The sequence below is a fragment of the Rossellomorea vietnamensis genome (assembly GCF_025398035.1).
Classification (GTDB): Bacteria; Bacillota; Bacilli; order Bacillales; family Bacillaceae_B; genus Rossellomorea; species Rossellomorea vietnamensis_B.
On sequence record NZ_CP104558.1, the window covers coordinates 1,595,702 to 1,616,633 of the forward strand.

At 46.3% G+C, this 20,932-nt stretch carries 21 protein-coding genes; 10 read left to right on the plus strand and 11 right to left on the minus strand.

The genetic code is table 11. From position 1 onward, the window contains the following. Positions 1 to 11: 11 nt before the first annotated feature. Positions 12 to 950, minus strand: coding sequence for a DMT family transporter (locus tag N5C46_RS08250; RefSeq protein ID WP_261751620.1), 939 nt, complete (start codon positions 948 to 950; stop codon positions 12 to 14). A 185-nt stretch (positions 951 to 1,135) separates the two neighbouring features. On the opposite strand from N5C46_RS08250, the gene N5C46_RS08255 reads away from it, so the two are divergent. The 4 genes from N5C46_RS08255 to N5C46_RS08270 all read left to right on the plus strand — a co-directional run bounded on the left by N5C46_RS08255 (position 1,136) and on the right by N5C46_RS08270 (position 4,400). Next, a complete protein-coding gene (locus N5C46_RS08255) occupies positions 1,136 to 1,474 on the plus strand; it encodes an ASCH domain-containing protein (protein WP_261751621.1) in 339 nt (112 codons plus the stop codon). 19 nt (positions 1,475 to 1,493) lie between these two features. Next, complete coding sequence (locus tag N5C46_RS08260) at positions 1,494 to 1,931, plus strand: hypothetical protein (RefSeq protein ID WP_261752312.1); 438 nt, start codon at positions 1,494 to 1,496, stop codon at positions 1,929 to 1,931. A gap of 183 nt (positions 1,932 to 2,114) precedes the next feature. Then, on the plus strand, positions 2,115 to 3,698 hold the full coding sequence (locus N5C46_RS08265) for an ATP-binding protein (RefSeq protein WP_261751622.1): 1,584 nt from the start codon (positions 2,115 to 2,117) through the stop codon (positions 3,696 to 3,698). A 12-nt stretch (positions 3,699 to 3,710) separates the two neighbouring features. Continuing rightward, positions 3,711 to 4,400 (plus strand): response regulator, encoded by a 690-nt coding sequence (locus N5C46_RS08270; protein WP_261751623.1) that lies wholly within the window; start codon positions 3,711 to 3,713, stop codon positions 4,398 to 4,400. Positions 4,401 to 4,443: 43 nt separating this feature from the next. Here N5C46_RS08270 and N5C46_RS08275 read toward each other — a convergent pair whose 3' ends face one another. The 3 genes from N5C46_RS08275 to N5C46_RS08285 are packed head-to-tail and all read right to left on the minus strand — an operon-like array spanning position 4,444 to position 7,498. After that, the gene (locus N5C46_RS08275; RefSeq protein ID WP_261751624.1) at positions 4,444 to 5,958 is read right to left on the minus strand and encodes a tripartite tricarboxylate transporter permease; all 1,515 of its coding nucleotides are present in this window, start codon (positions 5,956 to 5,958) and stop codon (positions 4,444 to 4,446) included. Between the two features lie 13 nt (positions 5,959 to 5,971). Beyond that, positions 5,972 to 6,430: a tripartite tricarboxylate transporter TctB family protein gene (locus tag N5C46_RS08280; RefSeq protein ID WP_261751625.1), complete on the minus strand. Its 459-nt coding sequence runs from the start codon at positions 6,428 to 6,430 to the stop codon at positions 5,972 to 5,974. A gap of 54 nt (positions 6,431 to 6,484) precedes the next feature. After that, complete coding sequence (locus N5C46_RS08285) at positions 6,485 to 7,498, minus strand: tripartite tricarboxylate transporter substrate binding protein (protein WP_336275555.1); 1,014 nt, start codon at positions 7,496 to 7,498, stop codon at positions 6,485 to 6,487. Between the two features lie 192 nt (positions 7,499 to 7,690). Between N5C46_RS08285 and N5C46_RS08290 the strand changes: the two genes are divergently transcribed. Both N5C46_RS08290 and N5C46_RS08295 read left to right on the plus strand, forming a co-directional pair. Continuing rightward, a complete protein-coding gene (locus N5C46_RS08290; protein ID WP_420720443.1) occupies positions 7,691 to 7,990 on the plus strand; it encodes a hypothetical protein in 300 nt (99 codons plus the stop codon). Between the two features lie 207 nt (positions 7,991 to 8,197). Continuing rightward, entirely contained in the window at positions 8,198 to 8,926 is a 729-nt protein-coding gene (locus tag N5C46_RS08295; protein WP_261751627.1) for a TerC family protein, read from the plus strand. A 123-nt stretch (positions 8,927 to 9,049) separates the two neighbouring features. Here the strand turns inward: N5C46_RS08295 and N5C46_RS08300 are convergent, their stop codons facing one another. Then, entirely contained in the window at positions 9,050 to 10,096 is a 1,047-nt protein-coding gene (locus tag N5C46_RS08300; protein WP_261751628.1) for an NAD(P)/FAD-dependent oxidoreductase, read from the minus strand. A 177-nt stretch (positions 10,097 to 10,273) separates the two neighbouring features. Here N5C46_RS08300 and N5C46_RS08305 point away from each other — a divergent pair, with 177 nt between their 5' ends. The 4 genes from N5C46_RS08305 (at position 10,274) to N5C46_RS08320 (ending at position 14,098) form a co-directional block, all read left to right on the plus strand. Continuing rightward, positions 10,274 to 11,119, plus strand: coding sequence for an ABC transporter ATP-binding protein (locus N5C46_RS08305; RefSeq protein ID WP_261751629.1), 846 nt, complete (start codon positions 10,274 to 10,276; stop codon positions 11,117 to 11,119). Continuing rightward, entirely contained in the window at positions 11,070 to 11,996 is a 927-nt protein-coding gene (locus N5C46_RS08310; protein WP_261751630.1) for an iron-hydroxamate ABC transporter substrate-binding protein, read from the plus strand. Before N5C46_RS08305 ends, N5C46_RS08310 begins: the two co-directional genes overlap by 50 nt. A 69-nt stretch (positions 11,997 to 12,065) precedes the next feature. Further along, complete coding sequence (locus N5C46_RS08315; RefSeq protein WP_261751631.1) at positions 12,066 to 13,073, plus strand: FecCD family ABC transporter permease; 1,008 nt, start codon at positions 12,066 to 12,068, stop codon at positions 13,071 to 13,073. Next, a complete protein-coding gene (locus tag N5C46_RS08320) occupies positions 13,070 to 14,098 on the plus strand; it encodes a FecCD family ABC transporter permease (protein WP_261751632.1) in 1,029 nt (342 codons plus the stop codon). Before N5C46_RS08315 ends, N5C46_RS08320 begins: the two co-directional genes overlap by 4 nt. A gap of 97 nt (positions 14,099 to 14,195) precedes the next feature. Here the strand turns inward: N5C46_RS08320 and N5C46_RS08325 are convergent, their stop codons facing one another. The 6 genes from N5C46_RS08325 to N5C46_RS08350 all read right to left on the minus strand — a co-directional run bounded on the left by N5C46_RS08325 (position 14,196) and on the right by N5C46_RS08350 (position 20,863). After that, positions 14,196 to 14,561 carry a PH domain-containing protein gene (locus N5C46_RS08325; protein WP_261751633.1) on the minus strand — a complete coding sequence of 122 codons (366 nt, stop codon included), beginning with the start codon at positions 14,559 to 14,561 and terminating at the stop codon, positions 14,196 to 14,198. 114 nt (positions 14,562 to 14,675) lie between these two features. Next, the gene (locus tag N5C46_RS08330) at positions 14,676 to 15,656 is read right to left on the minus strand and encodes a bile acid:sodium symporter family protein (RefSeq protein ID WP_261751634.1); all 981 of its coding nucleotides are present in this window, start codon (positions 15,654 to 15,656) and stop codon (positions 14,676 to 14,678) included. Then, positions 15,653 to 17,050 (minus strand): FAD-binding oxidoreductase, encoded by a 1,398-nt coding sequence (locus tag N5C46_RS08335; RefSeq protein ID WP_261751635.1) that lies wholly within the window; start codon positions 17,048 to 17,050, stop codon positions 15,653 to 15,655. The genes N5C46_RS08330 and N5C46_RS08335 overlap by 4 nt, the downstream gene beginning before the upstream one ends. Before the next feature lie 217 nt (positions 17,051 to 17,267). Continuing rightward, positions 17,268 to 18,362, minus strand: a complete 1,095-nt coding sequence (locus N5C46_RS08340) for a threonine aldolase family protein (protein ID WP_261751636.1) — start codon at positions 18,360 to 18,362, stop codon at positions 17,268 to 17,270. A 14-nt stretch (positions 18,363 to 18,376) separates the two neighbouring features. Next, positions 18,377 to 19,339: an alpha/beta hydrolase gene (locus N5C46_RS08345; RefSeq protein ID WP_261751637.1), complete on the minus strand. Its 963-nt coding sequence runs from the start codon at positions 19,337 to 19,339 to the stop codon at positions 18,377 to 18,379. Positions 19,340 to 19,474: 135 nt separating this feature from the next. Then, positions 19,475 to 20,863, minus strand: coding sequence for a bifunctional metallophosphatase/5'-nucleotidase (locus N5C46_RS08350; protein WP_261751638.1), 1,389 nt, complete (start codon positions 20,861 to 20,863; stop codon positions 19,475 to 19,477). Positions 20,864 to 20,932 lie beyond the last annotated feature (69 nt).

The window sequence follows — 20,932 nt, forward strand, 5'->3', positions numbered from 1 at the left end:
ATTCATTAAACCTACATATGGTGATGTTGTTTCCCCTCGAGGAACCGCTTTTGTTTTCTTCTGACCACAAATTCTTCGAGGGTCCCGGACCCGCACACGACTCCAAGAACGATGAACACCAGTCCGAACAGATGATAGATCGTCACGGTTTCACTAAGAAAAACCGCCGCTCCCAGAAGTGAGAAAAAGGTATTGAGATTAAGGAAAATCGATGTTTCGGCAGCCCCTAATTTTCCAATCGAATGATTGTAGATCATATGTCCGACTGCTGTGGCCAATATGGCCGAGGCAAAAAACAGCACCCATATGGCGGCCGGTGCATCGCCTAACTGTTTCAGTCCTCCCGGCTCTGTGATCAGGCTTATGACAAACAGAACGACAGAACCAAACACAAGCATATAACCCGTCAATAACCGGGGATCCAACGTCTTGGCGGCACGGCTTATGATGATGAAGCTCAACGCCTGAGAAAAAATGGAGATGAAAATGAACAAGTCCCCTATCTTCAGTCCACCGAGTCCTTCCCCTCCCGACAGTACAATGATCGTCACACCGACACTACCTGAAAGAAACCCGATGATCTTAATCACGGTCGGCCGGTTCCTGAGGATGATTGTCGCCATTAGAGCCGTTAATAATGGCCCCGTGCCAAGGATCAGTCCACCGTTTGTAGACGACGTTCCGGTTAACCCGACGGATAAAAAATAATGATGACTGACCACATTTAGCAGACCACCGGTAATGATGAACAGGAATTCCTGTGCTGTCGGCTTCCTGATCTTTCCCATCAGGCCGAGGAGAATGAATACTGTAACCCCTGCTGTGAAAATGCGCAGCGAGGTGATTGTAACAGGTGTAAATTCGCTTACAAGCGTTTTTAAAGCCGGCACATTAAAGCCCCATATGAGCATGATGAACACAAGGATGATATACGTTTGCCATTTTTTCAATTCGTCGGAGCCTTCTTTCTATATCGGATATTTCATCCAATCATAGCACCCGAAAGCCATTCCGACTAGAGATAGAAATCCTTTTTTGGAAACAAAAGGGACATTTCAGCCCTGAAATAGACAACACCTTTATTCTCCCCGACCCAAGACTATGCTATAGTATAGGTCGAAAGGGGTTTTTTAACATGACAAATCAAGAATTGCCACCAAAAACATGTACCATCGAGCGTTTAGTCACAAAAGCGGAAGACGTTGAAAAAGTGCTTCAAGGAACGAAAACGGCGACCCGTCGAAACGGAAGATACGCGGATATCGGGGAAATCATGGAGCTTCAAGGAAAGAAATACATAGTGAACAGCGTCTATTCACAGTCACTCGGTGAACTGACAGACGATCACGCCAAGCAAGAAGGGTTTAAATCAGTGGAGGATTATAAAAACGCCATCCTTTCTTATCATCCAGGAATGCCGTGGCACCCCAACATGAGAGTATGGGTCCACGAATTTAGCTTAGTGACAGAATAGAGCACTTCCCATGGAGCAACTGCTATATAGAACTCTGATCTATCTTCATGTCATAAGTGTCGTGGCTTCCATCGGGCCATTTTTCTTACTTCTCTTGACGATGAACAAGTTACGGACCGCTTCCCGGTCCACCCTGCCTTCGTACCTGGATACATTCCGGTACACGGTGCAGCTTTCCAAGCATTCAGGGCACGTCTTAGTCGGAACGGGGATTCTCCTCGTGCTTCTCGGACCATGGACCTGGACGACGCCGTGGATCATCATGACCCTCGTCATCATGTTATGTTCTCTCTTCTTTCTTGCACGGGCATTTTCGCCGACTTTAAGGAAGTTCGGAGAGGAAGGTGCCGACAGGGAAAAGCTTGTTGGAAAGTTACATCGGACCGTTTGGACTTATCTCATTCTCCTCCTGGCCATGCTGTGGTTTATGGTGGTGAAACCGGGTATGTGGGTGTAATTTTTGCGTGTACCAGGTACAATCGGGGATGATTGTGCCTGGTACACGCTTTTTTATTTCATGACATTGTTTCGATATAAAAACACTCTACTCATTCCCCGTATATTTCATCAGCCCTTGTACAAACCTTCCAACTCTTTTATTCTAGTAATAATAGAATTTTCAAAAAAGAAGGAAGCTTTGATGAAAAAATTCACTCTTCAGTCCAAGATTATCTTCATTGTATTAACTCTTCTCTCCGTTTTGATTTTATCCCTGTCGGTGATTTTCTTTCGAATGTTATCTGGGACACTGACAGATTTGAAAGGAAAACAGGCTCTTGCCGTGGCACAATCAGTCTCCAAGATGCCTGCTCTCATCGAAGCATTCAATCAAAAGCAGCCCGAAGATATCATCCAGCCCTTAGTGGAAGATATCCGGAAAGAAACCGGGGCCACTTTCATTGTGGTGGGCAATAAAGACTCTGTCCGTTATTCCCATCCCTTGCCTGAACGTCTTGGAAAAAAGATGGTTGGTGGGGACAATGATAGGGCTTTAATAAACGGGGATTCTTACGTTTCTCATGCGACCGGATCACTCGGTCCCTCTGTCCGGGGAAAAGTTCCGATCAGAAACAATCAAAATGAAATCATCGGTGTTGTATCAGTCGGATTTCTTGAAGACAGTATCCATGATATTGTCATTCCTTACCGGACAAAGGTGTTAATACTCGTCACTATCATCCTTTTAATCGGGATCATCGGCTCCTTTTTCATAGGAAAAGGGATCAAGAAAGCAATCTTCGGTTTGGAGCCTAAAGAAATCGCCATGCAGTTCAAGGAAAAGCGGGCGATTATTGAATCGGTACGTGAAGGGATCATTGCCATCGACCAGCATGGATTGATCACTGAAATCAATGCGAAAGCTCACAGCATTCTTGCAATCAATCATCACCATTCAAATAGAGGCAGGTATATTTTAGACGTCATTCCTGATACAAAAATGGTAGATGTACTGGAAACTAGGGAAAGTCAGCTTGACGACGAGATTTCTCTGAATCATCATGACCTCATCGTCAACAGGCTGCCGATTTTTGAAGAAGAAAAAATTGTAGGAGTAGTCGCCAGTTTTAGAAGAAAGGATGAAATCGATCAGCTTACGAAGGAGCTATCACAGGTTCAAGAATATGCAGGCATCCTCAGGTCCCAGACCCATGAGTATCGAAATAAATTGAATACGATTGCCGGCCTGATTCAGCTTCGTCATCATGATGAAGCATTGACCCTCATACAGGAAGAGGCATCGGGTTATGAGGAACTGATTCAGTTTTTATTGAAAGCCGTACCGGATCCCGTACTTTCCGGTCTTATTATCGGAAAATACAATCGGTCTCAGGAATTGAAGGTATCTTTCTCGATTCATCCTGATAGTTCGATCACTACGCCGCTTACGGATATACAGAGGGAAAAATTGATTACGATCATTGGGAATATACTTGATAACGCATTTGATGAAGTATTATCCTATCCCCTACATAAAAGACATGTTCAATTATTCATGACGGATCTTGGGAATGATTTCATCTTTGAAATAGAAGATAGTGGTAAAGGAATACAGGATTTTGAATCCATATTTAAAAAGGGATACTCCACTAAAACGGGTAAGGACCGGGGAATCGGTCTTCACCTCGTCCAGAAGAGTGTCAGGCATCTAGAAGGGGATATTACAATTGATAAAAGTGAGCTTGGGGGAGCCCTGTTTACGGTCAGCATTCCAAAACAGCAATAGGGGGCGAATGAATTGCGTAAGTGGAACGTATTCATTATAGAAGATGACATTCAGACAGCTGAAATCAACAGTACGTATATCACTCAAATGGAGCGGTTTCAGGTAGGTGGGATTGCCACCACCATCACAGAAGCCAAAAAAGTGTTACCTGTCGTCAATCCGGACTTGATACTCCTTGACGTTTACTTCCCGGATGGGACGGGCAGTGAATTTCTATGGGAGATCAGAAAAGAGTACCGTAACACTGATGTCATCCTCGTTACAGCAGCCAGGGAAACCGAGCATATTTCAAACGCCATTCGTGGCGGTGCATTTGATTATATCTTGAAGCCCATCATCTTTAACCGATTTGAAGAAACTCTCCTCAAATACCAGCAGTATAAAGAGAGAATGAATGATCCACAAGTGGAGAATCAGCACGATGTGGATAATCTATTTAACCGGAAGAAGAGTAGCGGCAGCATCCGGACTGTACCAGATCCCCCAAAAGGGATTGATATGATTACATTGGAGTCCATTCATAAAGCAATAGAAACGAATGACGTTCGGGGTTACACTGCAGAAGAAATGGCCGCCGAGGTAGGTGTCACCAGGACTACTGCCAGGCGTTATCTGGAGTACCTGGTTTCACAAAAGAAAATCAGTGTAGAGTTGACGTACGGTGGTGTAGGCAGACCACAGAGGAGATACTTTGCACCATAATAGAAAGCAGTGAGGCAAGAATCGTCTCACTGCTTTTCCATGTTCAAGCTTCTTTCTTTAAGTCCTCGAATTGCATGTTCCCCCTTTTCTTCCTAAGCCCTAATAGAGTTGGCAGAACAAGGGAGAGGAAAGATACGACCAATAATCCAATGGTGATGTTACTTTGGAGAAACACCCCGTACGAACCGTTCGAAATCGTCATCGCCTGCCTGAATGATTGCTCCATCATCCCCCCCAATATAAACGCAAGAATAAACGGCGGCGCCGGAAATTTGAACATCTTTAATACATAGCCCAATACACCGAATCCGACGAGAAGGTATAAATGGAATGTGTTAAAGCTGACGGCATATACCCCGATCAAACAGAATACGATAATCAAAGCAATCAATAACTGTTTCGGGATATAGAGAATTTTTGCCAGAATGGGAATAAGGGGCAGGTTGAGAACCAACAGAAAAAGATTCCCGATATACATACTTGCAATGACGCCCCAGAAAACGTCAGGATGATCCTGAAGCATTAACGGTCCCGGCTGTACCCCTACGACCAATAAGGCTCCAAGGAGAACGGCAGTCGTTCCAGATCCTGGTATCCCCAAGGTCAATAAGGGGACGAATGCACCGCTTGTTGCAGCATTATTCGATGTCTCAGGCGCAGCCAACCCTTTTATATTCCCTTTTCCGAATGAAGAGGGATCTTTCGATAATCGTTTCTCTGAAATATAGGATAAGAAAGAGGCAATCGTTGCACCCGCTCCAGGAAGAACCCCAAGGATAAACCCCAGGACGGAGTGACGACTGATCGGACCTGCCATTTCTTTTAGTTCATGCTTTTCAAGCTTTAAGCTTCCGACTGCCTCCTTTCCCTTCAACGTATTTTCATTCCTTGAAATGATCAACTGACATACTTCGGAAAGAGCGAATAACCCCAATGCAATGATGAGAAAATCGATTCCTTCGAGTAAACCCGGATTTCCGAATGTGAACCTCTGGGTACCTGTCTGCTGATCGATCCCGACCGTTGCGACCATCAATCCAATCGTCGCTGAAATCAAGGCTTTATTGGTCGACCCCTCGGATAAACTGGATATTGCCGTAAGTCCAAGAAGCATGAGGGCGAAATACTCTGTCGGGCCGAATGTGATGGCAAGCTTCGCCATATAAGGGGCCACAAGCATGAGGGCCACAACGCTGATCGTCCCTCCTGCAAATGAAGAGATGGCGGCAATGGCGAGGGCTTTCCCTGCCTTCCCCTGCTTTGCCATGGGATATCCGTCAAACGCTGTGGCTACCGTACCGGAAATCCCGGGAGCATTTAATAGAATCGAAGAAGTGGAGCCTCCAAATACAGCACCGTAATAGACCCCTGCCATCAGGATCAAAGCTGAAGCGGGGGACATCCCGTAGCTGAGGGGAATCATGATCGCTATGGCGCTGATAGGTCCCAAACCCGGCAGCATACCAATGATCGTTCCAGCGAGTACCCCGATAAATGCAAAGAACAGGTTTTCCGGCGTGAAGGCTACTTGGAACCCATATAAGATACTTTCAATCATGCTCTTTCACCTCCTAAAAGGGGAGAATCCCCTGTGGTAATGTTATATTGAGTAGATAGTTGAATGAATAATACATGACACCTGAAAAAAGAAAGGCCACAAGTACCGTCGTCACTTTCTTTTTGAACCCTAGCACAAACGGAATGACGAGCAAAAATAGAATAGTAGATAATAAAAATCCCACTGGTTCTAATAGAAAAATATAAATAAGTAGAGCTGCAAGCACAGATAGTAAAATGATGAGATCTTCTTTTTTCACATAGCGCCTCTCCTTATCTGCATCCGTATCATCTTTCGCCTGTAAGAATAGAACGATGGCTAAAATGATGAGCAGGTATCCAAGACCTTTTGGAAGGACGTCGCTGTCGATGACCGCATATGGAAATGCCGGCAGCCGATAGCTCAGAGCCAGATAGACAACGGCAAACACGAGCAATACCAGTGAAATGATTCGATCTGGTTTGGTTCTCATTTTGATTCACTCCTTATCAAGAAAGGGGGAACAGAAAACTCTGCTCCCGATCCCCTATTTTTTCAATCCGATTTCCTCCATCAGAGTCTCAATCTCTTTGTATTCCTCATCCAGGAATTGACCGAACTCTTCTGAGGACATATAGTTGTCCGTCCAGCCGAATTTATCACGCATTTCCTTCCATTGATCCGTTTCAATCATTTCCTTGAACGCTTTTTCATAATAAGCAACGGCATCAGGGTCCATATCCTTTGGCCCTAAGAAACCACGCCACACAACAAATTCATCATCAATCCCCTGTTCTTTTAACGTTGGGAACTCTGATACGGTATCTCCCTCCAACCGCTCAGGAGCCGTGATTGCGAGAACCTTCACCTTACCGGCCCGGGCTTGTTCAGATGCTTCGGCAAGACCCGTGGAATAAACATCCACCTTTCCCCCGAGAAGCATGCTCATACCGGATCCGTCCTGAGCGGAAACGTATTTCAGCTTTTTCACATCGACCCCCGCTGCTTTCACAGCTTTAACGAACTGCATATGATCCATGCTTCCCGGTGAAGAAACCCCGACAATCGATACAGACGTCGGATCCTTTTTCAACGCGTCTACAAGATCATTCATCGTATCGTAAGGGGAGTCCGCATCGACAACAAACGCAGCATAGTCAGCGATCACACCTGCTATCGGTGTGAAATCCTTGTGGGAAAGGGTTGATTGTCCATTAAGAGGGACAAAGAATATCGGCGGTGAAGTCACAAACATCGTGTGATTGTCCCCTTTTTTCCCATTGATATAAGACCAGCCGACTGATCCACCACCACCTGGCTTATTCACTACCGCCATGCGCTGATCAATGATTTTCTGTTCTTCCATTACTTTTGATACCGTCCTTGCCGTAGTGTCCCAGCCTCCACCTGCACCAGCTGGAGCCACAACTTCAATCGGCTTTGATGGAGTCCATTCCCCATCACTTTCAGAATTACTGGCCGTGTCCGAACCTCCGCATGCAGTGGTTACGACCAATAAACCCGATAAAATAAGAGCCATGATTCCATGTTTTTTCATCATTGATTTCCCCCTTTAATTTTCTGATAACGCTTTCATTATAGAAAATTCAGAAACCATTGAGAATAAATCGAAAATAAACTCCAAAAGAATCCTTCTGGCTATTTTGTTTATAAAGTTCACAGACTATCCGTATTCCCCTTCCTCAACTCAAACATATGATGTAGCAACTCCTCTATTTTGAGAAAGGTGAGAATGACATTGAATCAGCCATACACTCTGTATAGGCCCGCTCACGGCGGTGGAGGGCATGCAAGTTGGGGAAACGGCCACGGCCACGCGACTTGGGGACACGGAACAAGCTGGAACCAGGGAGGAAATTGGAATCACGGAGGAAACTGGGGATATCACGGCTGGGGCTACCCCGGATTTGCAGCCGGGACCGTGACAGGGTTAGCCGTCGGGGCTGCTGCGTCACCCGGGCCTTACCCGGTACCCGTTCCTGCTTATCCGTATCCTTATCCCTATCCACCGCCTTATCCCCAATCATACTGAAAACGAAAATCCCCGACTCCATTCAGGAGTCGGGGATTTCTTGGTGATAGCACATATTACACTCTCTCTATTAACCCATGAAATTCCTCCCATGGAATAGAGTTAACGGATCACGTGAATACTGGACGTTTTTCTATTGAAAAAATGTGGTATAATAGATTAGTTAGCAAATTATTCATAGATTCGTATACACAAGGAGGAAGCTATATGGATTTCTTATTTCCACTTGGACTAGCCATATCTACCGGTGCAATCATTGCCCTTTTAAAAATCATAGCCATCGATATCATTTTATCTGGAGATAATGCGATTGTCATTGCCATGGCAACGAGAAGATTACCGAAAGACCTTCAGAACAAGGCCATTTTCTGGGGCACGGCTGGCGCCGTCATCCTGCGTATTTTCTTTGCTGCCATCATCGTCTATTTACTTCAGATTCCTTATGTGCATCTCATCGGAGGAGTCCTGTTACTATGGATTGCCTACCAGGTCCTCGTTGAAGATGAAGAGGAAGCCAATATCAAATCACACACAGGACTTAGACAGGCCATCATGACCATCATTGTCGCAGATGCAGCCATGAGTCTTGATAACGTAGTTGCTGTTGCAGGTGCCGCTCATGGACATATTGGAATGATTGCCCTTGGCGTCTTCATCTCGATCCCGATCATGATATTCGGCTCGAAAGCCATTGTGAAGATCCTGGAAAGATTCCGCTGGATCGCTTACCTTGGAGCTGGGATCCTTGCCTACACAGCAGGGGAAATGATCGTGTCGGATGAGAAGTTCCTGGATCTGATCAACCTTCATCACGGAACCATCACTACCATCATTACAATCGGCCTGATGATCCTGGTCCTGCTCTCAGGCTACCTTGCCAACAAGCGTACCCAATCAAACAGCCAACGAAAAAACGTCGAACAATACAACGCATAACACACCCCAAGATGCTTACCTCGGTAAGCATCTTTTTCTGTTGTGGTGAGGGACGGACCTCACTTTCAGGCAGTGAAACCTTGATATACAAGGAATCTTTCTACCAAATAAAGGTCCGTCCCTCTATTTCATCATCTGCTTGACCAGCTCTTTATTTCGTTTTTTGAATGCTTCGTTATGGGATGATACCATGGCGAATTGATTGGCGTCGGGTTGTATGAATTGCTTGGCTTTGTTGACCGCGTTTGCTGCATCTTGGAAAGCACCGGCAATGAGGTTCACTTTTCCTTCATGTTTCAGGATATCCCCTGCTGCATACAGCCCTTCTATTGATGATTCGCTCGTAGTCGTACCTGCTATGTAATATTGATCGATCATGTCGATTTCGAGTGAACTATTCTTAAGTAGGGATGTATCGATTTCATATCCATGATTGATGATCACTTCATCGATGGACAGATAGGATACTTCATTTGTTTGGTGATTCGTCAACTCTACCCTTTCAATCGAATCATGGGCTGCACCAGCAATCAATTTGGATATAGAGGTGTTGAGTAAGCAGATAACCGAGCTGTTCATGAGCTGGGCACATTGTGCTTCGTGTCCTTTGAGGGCGTCTTTACGATAGGCTATGTATACCTTCTCAGCTACCGGCTCCAGTTCATTCGCCCAATCAATCGCTGAGTTGCCTCCACCTGAGATGATGACTGTCTTTCCTTTAAATCGTTTCAATGATTTCACCGTGTAGTTTAAATTGGAAACTTCAAAACGTTCTGCCCCTTCGATGTCAAGCTTTTGCGGATTGATGATCCCGCTACCCACTGCGACGATGACCGTTTTTGAGTAATGTTTTTCACCGGAAGAGCCTTCCAGAATAAAGATCCCCTCTTCGTTCCGCGTAATCGTTTCAACTTTTTCATTCAGCACGACCGTTGGATCGAACGTCAGCCCCTGTTGAACAAGTTGCCCGATCAGTTTTGCTCCCGGAACTGGTGTAAGTCCCCCTACATCCCAAATCATCTTCTCGGGATACACATGTATCTTCCCGCCTAAACTTGGCTGAAATTCAATGATTTTTGTTTTCATTTCCCTGAGACCGCTGTAAAAGGCTGAGTAAAGGCCAGCCGGCCCTCCGCCGATGACCGTTACATCAAATAGTTCCTTCTCCATTTCCGTTCACTCCTTGAGTAACCAAACTTCAATTGATTATCATTCTCAATTAAATCCTATCTCTTTTTCATTCACTTGACAACCAAATTTTTTGTTGACATCGGGAAAAAAGGATTATAGTATGGAAATTGTTCGAGAATGAGAATCATTATCAATATTATAAATGGAGGTCATAAAATGGTACGCCTCTGTACAGACGAATTAAACATTGGTTACGGGGACCGCCTGATTGTGAAAGATCTCAGCGTCGACTTACCGGATAAAAAGATCACCACCATCATCGGATCCAATGGTTGTGGAAAGTCCACCCTGTTGAAAGCGATTACCCGCATCATCCCCCACCACTCCGGCAATGTCCTGTTGGATGGTGAAAACATTTCAAAAGGAAACACAAAAGAATTGGCAAAAAAGATGGCGATCCTCCCTCAAACACCTGAAAGTGCAAGTGGATTGACGGTTGGTGAATTGGTGTCATACGGACGTTTCCCCCATCAAAAAGGAATGGGACGGCTGACGAAAAAAGACTACGAGGTCATCAATTGGGCCCTTGAAGTGACAGGGACTCTTGAATTTAAGTACAGAGAAGTCGATGCCTTATCAGGCGGCCAGCGTCAACGTGTGTGGATCGCCATGGCGCTTGCACAGGAAACGGACATCATTTTCCTCGATGAACCCACTACCTATTTAGACATGGCCCACCAGCTCGAAGTACTTGAACTGTTACAAAAGCTTAACCTGGAACAGGAACGCACCATCGTAATGGTCCTCCATGATTTGAACCAGGCAGCCCGGTTTGCCGATTATATCGTAGCGTTAAAAGAAGGTGAAATCGTCAAATCCGGAAGCTGCGAAGAAGTCATCACCCGCGACGTATTGAAAAAGGTGTTCCACATTGATGCCGAAATTGGAAGAGATCCCCGAACAAATAAGCCAATGTGCATCACATACAATTTACTCAAAGGAGAAGATCAACATGAAAAAATGGCTCATTCCATTTACTCTGCTGTTGGTGTTACTGGTTAGCGCCTGCAGCAATGGTTCAACAAAAGAAGAAGGTTCAGACTCAAAAGTAAAGGAAGGTAAATCGGATACCATCACCTATCAATCAGAAAATGGTCCCGTTGAAGTACCTGCCGACCCACAGCGTGTCGTCGTCCTATCCTCATTTGCCGGCAACGTGATGGCACTTGATGTGAACCTGGTCGGCGTCGACTCCTGGTCCAAATTGAATCCACGATGGGATAAAGAACTCGAAGGCGTGGAAGAAGTAACAGATGAAAGTCTTGAAAAGATCATCGAACTGAATCCCGATTTGATCATCGGTTTATCCAATATCAAGAATGTGGATAAATTAAAAGAAATCGCTCCTACGGTTACATACACATATGGAAAAGTAGACTATTTAACGCAGCATCTCGAAATTGGAAAACTATTAAACAAGGAGGAAGCAGCTCAGAAATGGGTGGATGATTTCAAGAAACGTGCCAAAGCTGCCGGTGATGATATCAAAGCAGAAATCGGTGAAGACGCGACTGTTTCTGTCATAGAAAGCTTCAATAAGCAATTATACGTATACGGCAACAACTGGGGACGGGGTACAGAAATCCTTTATCAGGAAATGGATTTAAACATGCCTGAAAAAGTAAAAGAAGAAGCACTGGAACCAGGATATTTCGCCCTTTCCACTGAAGTGATGCCTGAGTTTGCCGGGGACTACCTGATTGTAAGTAAAGATCCGAAAGCGGATAACTCCTTTATGGAAACCGAAACATATAAAAACATTCCTGCCGTGAAGAACAACCGGGTTTTTGAAGTGAATATGATGGAATTTTACTTTAATGATCCTCTCACATTGGATTACCAATTGGACTTCTTCAAAGATAAATTTCTAGGCAATTGATTCTTAAAGGGGGATTCTTATGATAAGAATTCCCCTTTTCAATATTCTAAAAAGAAAAGATGATGGAGTATGAAAAATCAAAATCAACGAATTCCATTTTTGTATAAATTGATCGGTGCAATCCTCCTTTTTGCAGCTGCCTTCTTGGTGTCTGTTACATTCGGAGCTGCTGAAACAACGGTGGGGGATGTCTTTCATGCCCTGACGTTTTCGGCTGAAGGCGATAAAATAAATATCCTTCAAGAGATCCGCTTCCCCCGGGAAGTTGCCGCCATTGTGGTCGGGGCAGCTCTGGCTGTATCAGGCGCCATCATGCAGGGCATGACCCGGAATCCCCTGGCCGACCCTGGTTTGCTTGGCCTGACAGCCGGCGCGAATGCTTCATTGGCCATCGCCCTCGCATTCATCCCCTCCATCAGTTATATCGGGATCATGATTGCCTGCTTCATAGGTTCAGCCGCAGGGGCCATTATGGTATTCGGGATCAGCTCCTTAAGAAGGGGCGGTTTCTCCCCTTTTAGAATCGTACTGGCAGGAGCTGCCGTATCTGCCTTTTTATTTGCCATCGCAGAGGGGATCGGCCTATTTTTCAAGCTGTCAAAAGATGTCTCCATGTGGACGGCAGGTGGATTGATTGGCACCACCTGGACTCAACTGCAGGTAATCGTTCCACTTATTGTGATTGGGATTCTGGTAGCTTTATTTTTCTCCAGACAACTGACGATCTTGAGTTTAAATGAAGAAGTAGCGGTAGGCTTGGGTCAGCGCACCGCGTTTGTCAAAAGTATCCTGTTCATCGTGATCATCCTGCTTGCAGGTGCTGCCGTTGCACTTGTCGGGAATATGGTGTTCATAGGGTTGATGATTCCCCATATGGTCCGGGCGGTTGTCGGGACAGATTACCGTTTCATCATTCCGATCTCGTCTCTGTTCGGGGCTTCATTCATGCTTCTCGCTGACACACTTGGACGCACAATCAATGCCCCATACGAAACACCTGTGGCAGCGATCGTCGCGATGATGGGACTGCCTTTCTTCCTGTTCATCGTACATAAAGGAGGGAAAGGATTCTCATGATACACCCTGATTTGATTAAAAAACAACGATGGCTACTTTTAGCTTTCTTCATACTTATTGTCACAACAGCCTTTATCAGCATCGGCCTGGGCTATTCTTCTATATCGTATAATAGGCTCCTCCCGACTTTATTCGGTGAAGGGTCATTCAAAGAAGAATTCATCCTTTTCTCCATACGTTTACCGAGGATCATCATCACGATTCTAGCGGGGATGGCCCTCGCCTTATCCGGTTCCATCCTGCAGGGAATGACCCGTAATGACCTGGCCGACCCCGGAATCATCGGCATCAATTCGGGGGCAGGTGTCGCGATTGCCATCTTCTTTTTATTCTTCCCTATCGATGCAGGGTCATTTGCTTACCTGCTTCCGGTTGTGGCTTTCGGGGGGGCACTCCTTACAGCCTGCTTGATTTACTTATTTTCATATAGTAAGAGAAACGGGATACAGCCTGTCCGGCTCATCTTAGTGGGAGTTGGATTCTCCATGGCCTTGTCGGGGCTCATGGTCATCCTGATTTCGAGTGCTGAACGGACAAAGGTAGATTTCATTGCCAAATGGCTGGCGGGGAATATATGGGGTGCCGACTGGCCATTCATATGGGCGATTCTCCCTTGGCTGGTGATCCTCATTCCATATGCACTTTATAAATCCCAGATGCTGAACCTGCTTGGTTTAAGCGAACCCGTTTCGGTGGGGGTTGGCGTCTCGATCAACCGTGAGCGGTTCATGATGCTGGTCGTGGCAGTCGCCCTGGCAGCATCAGCCGTTTCCGTCACAGGCGGAATCGCCTTTATCGGTCTCATGGCCCCTCATATGGCAAAAGCGATGGTCGGACCGCGCAATCAACTGTTCATCCCCATCGCCATATTACTCGGGGGCTGGCTCCTGCTCCTTGCAGACACCATCGGACGGAACATCCTCCAACCCGACGGAATCCCTGCCGGCATCATGATCGCCCTCATCGGCGCCCCCTACTTCATGTACCTGTTACTAAGGAGGGACGGACCTCATTTTTCAAGGTGAAATGTGATAAGGACGGGTTTTGCGGTTGAAAAAGGCAGGTCCGTCCCTCCGCAAAAAAGGCCGATCCTCACTTCCATGTGGGGATCGGCCTTTTTCTTTATAGGATATTAGTGGCAATCAATCGATCGAGTTTCCGGATGTCCACTTTTTTGTTGAGGCTTAGTTTCAGCTTTCCGACTTTCGTCCATAGCTCCAGTTCGGCGTCGATATCAAGGGCTCCCCCATTCTCGCTGGAATAGAGAATGATCGATTTAAATGGGATGGTATAGACTTCAAGCTTCTCTCCCGTTATTCCCTGACGGTCGGCTATCATGATTCTTTTATTTGTGACGACCGCTACGTCTCTGACGGTTTTATATGCGACTTCCGCTTTTTCCCCTTCAATCAGCATCGTATATAATTCCTGGGGTACTTCCACTTCTTCAAAAAAAGTGAATCTCATCGTTTTCTTTACTTCTACCATCTGCACGCCTCCCTGTTAAACTTAAATCTTCTTTTTAAGTATAGCAGATTCATTATCCAGTTTTAGGAAAGACGCATTTCTTCTTCCAGCATCTCCGAACCTTTCCTATTTACTCTACCTCACCGTAGGAGTGACGGATCTTCTACTATATTCCTCCTCTACCTCGACCTCCACAGGCTTCTTACTCCAAAACGTTGCAAGGATCGGTCCTGAAATATTATGCCATACAGCCGCAATGACACTCGGCAGGGCAGCGAGGGGACCAAAATGGGCAGTGGCAAGGGCGACACCGAGCCCGGAGTTCTGCATTCCCACTTCGATAGAGATCGCACGTCTCGTCCCCTCATCCAGCCTCATCAGGACACCGGTTCCGTATCCCAAGCCAAGTCCGAATAGATTATGAAGGATCACAGCCGTGAAAATGATCGCCCCGGAAGATGCGATATTTGCAACGTTTGCAGAGACGACGGCTGAAACGATGATGATGATCGCTAGAACTGAAATAAGCGGAATGACGTTCAGGCTTTTTTCCACGGTACCCGGGAATAGCTTTCGTATCACTAACCCCAAAGTGATTGGCAGGATGATTACCTGAACGATTGAAAGAAACATGGCGACGGGATCGACGGGCAGCCACTGGCCGGCAAGACCTAGAAGGATCAACGGTGTTGCAATGGGCGCCAACAGCGTCGACAGTGAGGTCATGGCGACGGATAAAGCCAGATTCCCTTTAGCCAGATAGACCATGACGTTTGATGCCGTCCCACCGGGAACAGACCCTAATAGTACCAAACCGGCAGCCAGTTCAGCCGGAAGACCAAGTATGTAAGCAATTAAAAATGCACCCAGCGGCATAATGAGAAACTGTGCCAGGACCCCTGTGATGACAGGAAGAGGTTTTTTTAGTACCAGTTGAAAATCAACGGGCTTCAAAGTGAGCCCCATGCCAAACATCACGACACCCAATAGAATCGTAATATACGCTCCTAATGATAGAAATGGTGCAGGGATAAAATAAGCGACAGCCGCTACCAGGATGACCCATACCGCAAAGTACTTTCCTGCCAGATTACTGATGGTTTCAAGTAGTCTCATTTTGACTCCTCCTTCTTTTGATGTACCAGTTTGTGAGGGTTGAAGATTCCATCGGGATCAAGTGCCTGTTTGATTTTCCCCATGACCTTCAGGGCTCCCCCATGTTCACGCTCCTGGTACTTCATCTTCCCTACCCCTACGCCATGTTCCCCTGTGCAGGTACCATTCCGTTCAATGGCGTATTCCACAATCCGTTCATTATAGACGCCGGCTCTCTTCACCTCATCCGGATCATCCAGGTCAATCATGAGTGAGGTATGATAATTCCCATCCCCCACATGCCCAAGGATCCCTCCGATGAGCTCTAATTCTTCAAGCTGTTTTCGGGCGTGCTGAACGGCTCCGGATAATTCAGAAATGGGTAAGCAGACATCCGTCACCATGAGTTTCCTTCCCGGATGCCCATGCACATATGCATAGGCGAGATTATGCCTCGCTTCCCACAATTTGTTCCGTGCTGCTGTATCCTCTTCAAAGACAATGTCTTCACACTGATGATCTGCCACGATTTCTTTCGTGAATTCAACGTCTTGATTCAGACCCGCTTCATTTCCATGAAACTCAAGGAACAGAGTCGGTTTTTCCTTATAATCCGTATCACTGAACCGGTTCACCTGAATCATGGACGGCTCATCTACAAGCTCACACCTGGCAATCGGGATTCCCGCCTGCAGGATCGAAACAACGGCCTCCACTGCATCATCAACTTGTTTGAAAGAAGCACGTGCTGCCACGATGTGTTCAGGGATGCCGTATACGCGGAGGGTCAATTCCGTGATGCACCCCAGCGTCCCCTCAGACCCTACGAATAAGCTATTCAAGTGATAACCGGAGGAGGACTTCTGTGCCATATTCCCGGTGTGGATCACTTCTCCATCAGGGAGTACCACTTCGAGATCACGCACCTGATCACGCATGACACCGTATTTAACAGACGTCGTCCCACTGGCATTCGTCGCAGCCATTCCGCCGAGAGTCGCATCTGCTCCGGGATCCACCGAGAAGAATAGACCATATTTCTTTAACTCTTTGTTCAGTTGGGTCCGCGTCACACCGGGTTGAACCTTCACGAGGAAATCCTTTTCCCTTACCTCAAGGATTCTATTCATCTCGGAAAAATCGATCGTGATCCCTTTGTCATACGGGATGACGTGCCCTTCAAGACTAGTGCCAAGTCCAAAAGGAATGATGGGTATATGGTGAGCTGACGCCACTTTCACGACAGCCCTCACCTCCTCACTGCTGCGGGGGAACACCACTACGTCCGGCGGGCTTGGGGAGTGATAGGACTCATCTTTCCCATGCTGATCCAAAACCGTTTCATTCATCGTCACCTGTCCATTGCCAACAACCTCCCTTAATTCATCCAACAAACGACCATCCTTCACACTCATAAGCCCTCTCTCCTTCAAAATGTATAATGTATCGAATTATACCCAATAATCAGAATATTTCAATAGTCATTTGGGATTCTTTTGAGATATCATTTGAGGGACGGACCTTCAAAAACGGCCTTTTTACTGAAGAATCCTTATCATACCGGGATTTCAGTGAGGTCCGTCCCTCCAAAAAAGTGGTATCGGAAGAGTTCCTTCCGATACCACTTTTTTGTCATTTATGCTCTTGTTTTAGTTTTTCATTTAGGAGGGTGAACATGTTTTCCAGGTTTTCTTTGGGTACGGTTTTGTATTGGTCCCCGATGCTTGCTTCAAAAACACATTCATTTTCGCTTACTTCTTTCACGTAGCCGGTTAAGCCGACCCCCGTTTCTTCATACACTCCAATCAGAATACTTTCGATCTGCTTTTGAGGGTAGTGGAAGAAGACGTGAAACATATTTGAAACAGGCGTTTCCGGCAAGGTCCTGATCCCCTTACAACCATTCAAATAAGCAGCCAGTTCCTTGGCTCCTTCATAATATTGATCCATCTTATCGAAACGTTGATCGAAATAGTAGTCAGCACTGATAATGTATGGATAAAGACTGATCAGATCACCGCCATGGCGCCTTTTCCACACCTTGGATTCGTCAGTGAATTCCTCGTCGCCTGCAAGGATCGCACCTGCAATTCCTCCGAACCCCTTATAAAATGAAATATAGACGCTATCAAACAACTCACAGATTTCTGCAGCACTCTTCCCATAATAAGGGAGCACTTCATAGAGTCGCGCCCCGTCCAGATGGAGCTTGATCCCCTTTTCACGGCAATATTGAGAAATGGCTACAAGGGTCTCATACTCAGGCAGCTGTCCTCCTATTTCCCGTTGAGGAAGCTCCAATAATAAGCATGCGATGTCTTCTTTCAAACCGACAACATCTTCAAGACTAATCACCGAGTCCTTATCCGCCAGTAAAATGGGCTCGATCCCGTGTAGTTTTTTCAACCCATCCTCTTCATGAATTTCCAGATGACATAAAGGATGGTACGCCACTCTCTGTACCCCTTTTTGATCACACCAAATGCGGAGGGCAATCTGTTGGGCCATCGTTCCGCTTGGAAAGAACACCGACCTCTCTTTCCCAAGGCTATCCGCTATCTTCTCTTGAAAGTCTTCTATAATCTTTCCTGATCCGTATATATCGCTATCCAAATCACCATCGAACCCCTCCAGTGCCTCCTTCATAACATGAAGATCCCTTTTCCCATGACCCTGTAAAGGATGTGCAGCCTTTTTATACGCTTCAATTAACGTTATTTCCCCCATCAAGATTCCCCCTTCTATGATTTCATCGCCTCGGCAATGAACCCCTTGATCCGTTTCTTGTATTCTTCTTCTTGAACCGTGAATCCTTCTGTATGCCCTGCCCCCGGTACGATCCATAATTCTTTCAGACCCTTCGCAGCCTTATACAAGCGATTGGCCATTTCCGTCGGGACCAGTTCATCCTTATCGCCGTGAATGATGAAGAGGGGCAAATGGTTCTTCTTCACCTGTTCCAATGCCGATGCTTCCTTGAATGAATATCCTGCTCTCACTTTTGTCACCACACCCGTGATGTCCATAATCGGAAACGCAGGTAACCGATAAAGATATTTCAACTGATGGGCAAGCTCCTCGTCCACTGAAGTATATCCACTATCCGCTATGATACCCTTCACCTCTTCCGGAAGGTCTTCACCACTCGTCATCAACACGGTGGCGGCCCCCATTGAAAAGCCATGGAGAAAGATGGTGTCCTGCCCTTTTTCATTAATCAGAAGATCGATCCACTTTTTCATATCAAGCCGGTCGTCCCAGCCATAGCCGATATAGTCCCCTTCACTCTTACCATGCCCCCGAGCATCGGGCTTCAGGATATTGTATCCCTCTTCATAATAGAATCTGGTGATCTCCGGCATTTGCTCACTGTTTCCCTTATACCCATGAGCAAGGATCACCGTTTTCCCATTAGGCGACTCGTTCTCGAGGTATCGGGCCCTAAGGGTCAACCCATCCTCCGATTGGACCTCCACCGTTTGAAAATCCCGCTTGCTTGTCCAGTTCCTTAATTCTTCCAACCTCTCCTGTTCTTCCTCCAATGCACTGACCGCCTCGACGGCTTCTTCCGTCCCGCCGTAAAGCTCCACTGCTTCATTGCTGCGATTGATGGCTACATCATAAAAGTAGTTGCCGGCGACAGTCAGACCAATGAGTAGAAACAACACCAAACTGCTGACAATCCACAGAATTTTCTTTTTCATGGCACGTTCTCCTTCATACAAGTAGTTATCTCTATTTTACTTGAAGGCTGCCTAAGTTTCACAGAAAAAAGACCTGCTTAAATGTTCTTTCCCCGAAAAAAAACGCCCAGGTTCACTGAGCGTCTCCGTTAAAGCCTAAGCCATGACATTACTGCCTTCACGCCACCTATTCATCTGCGCTTTTTCAATGAACCCTCCGCGTTCGGCATATATCCGGATCACATCACGAATCTCTTCAGGGAGGTATTTTTCATTTCGGCCGTGACCGAGGGATTCATAACCGGATCCCCTCTGTAAATAATCAGAAGAGGCAACGGAATACCATTTCTCATCCTCCAAGGGCGCACCTGCAATGAGGATTTCAGAGATTCGCCGTCCTTCATGAATAATTTCTGCACCCGACACATGAAGTCTGCCAACGAATTTCCCCCTGAAGCCCGGTCCTCTTCCATCAGCCAAGCACACCTGGGCATCCAGTGAATCCTTAATCGCCTTCCGGATATATTTCCCCAGGATTTCGAATGAAGTCGGATTCAATGGGGATGGACAGATTTCGATGAGTTTCTTGTGACTGATATCCTGAAAAGCCCCGGCGTTCACGATACCACTATTGATCAATCCGAAATCGCATTTCAGCATGTCCTGCAGACCGTCGGCAATCAAATTCGCCATCGGATTCTCTTCCATCACATCATGCCAAAGGGGCCAATCGAGTGTGTAAAGCGGCCTGCTTAACGCCTCGATCGCTTTTTCTTTATTGTCTTTCAGGATATCGATTACCTCCTGATCAGCTGGAAAGGGCTTTGTCGAGATCGTTTCACCACGTATCAGTTCAACTCCCTCATTTGTTACTTCCACTTCGACCAGACCCACGTACTCCCCATAGCAGCCCGCACTGTTCAACACTGTACCATTCACACTCTTCGCCTGTGCATAGAGCTGATGATCATGAGCTGAAAGAATGATATCCACCTCATCCAGCTCATTCGCAAGTTCCTCGTCGGCTTCCGTACCCACATGATTCAGAAGGATACAGACGTCATATGTTCCACGGTGACGAACGAGCTCCTCCTTGATGGCATTCTTATAATCCGAGATATGTACCCCGAGACCATCATTGAACCCCTGCAGGTCAGGGGATGCACCCGTTATGAAAATTCGGAGGCCGTTCTTCTCCATAATGACGCTTGACTTCACTCCGCTGATGGGTGCCTTGTCTTTTCTGTACAGATTGTTGCTGATAAAAGGGATCGGACTACTACCGGCCATATGTTCAAGAGTATCGAAGCCGTTGAACATCTCATTGTTCCCGATGGTCAATGCATCATAGCCGACACTTCTAAGCAGTTCAATCGCAGCCATCCCCTTTGTTCCCTGAAGCTCGATGCTTTTGAAATCGGCAAAATCTCCCCCGTCCAGCACAATCGTATTCTCATCTTTATACTCTTTGATCAGTGAAGCCGCTCTCCCGAATGCCTCAAAGTGGCTGTGTACATCATTTGTATGTAATATTTTAAGTTTCATCTTAACCTCCACAAATGTTTGTCAGAAAACTCTCTCTATTAATAGTATAGGAAATCCGGAGGGTGTAAA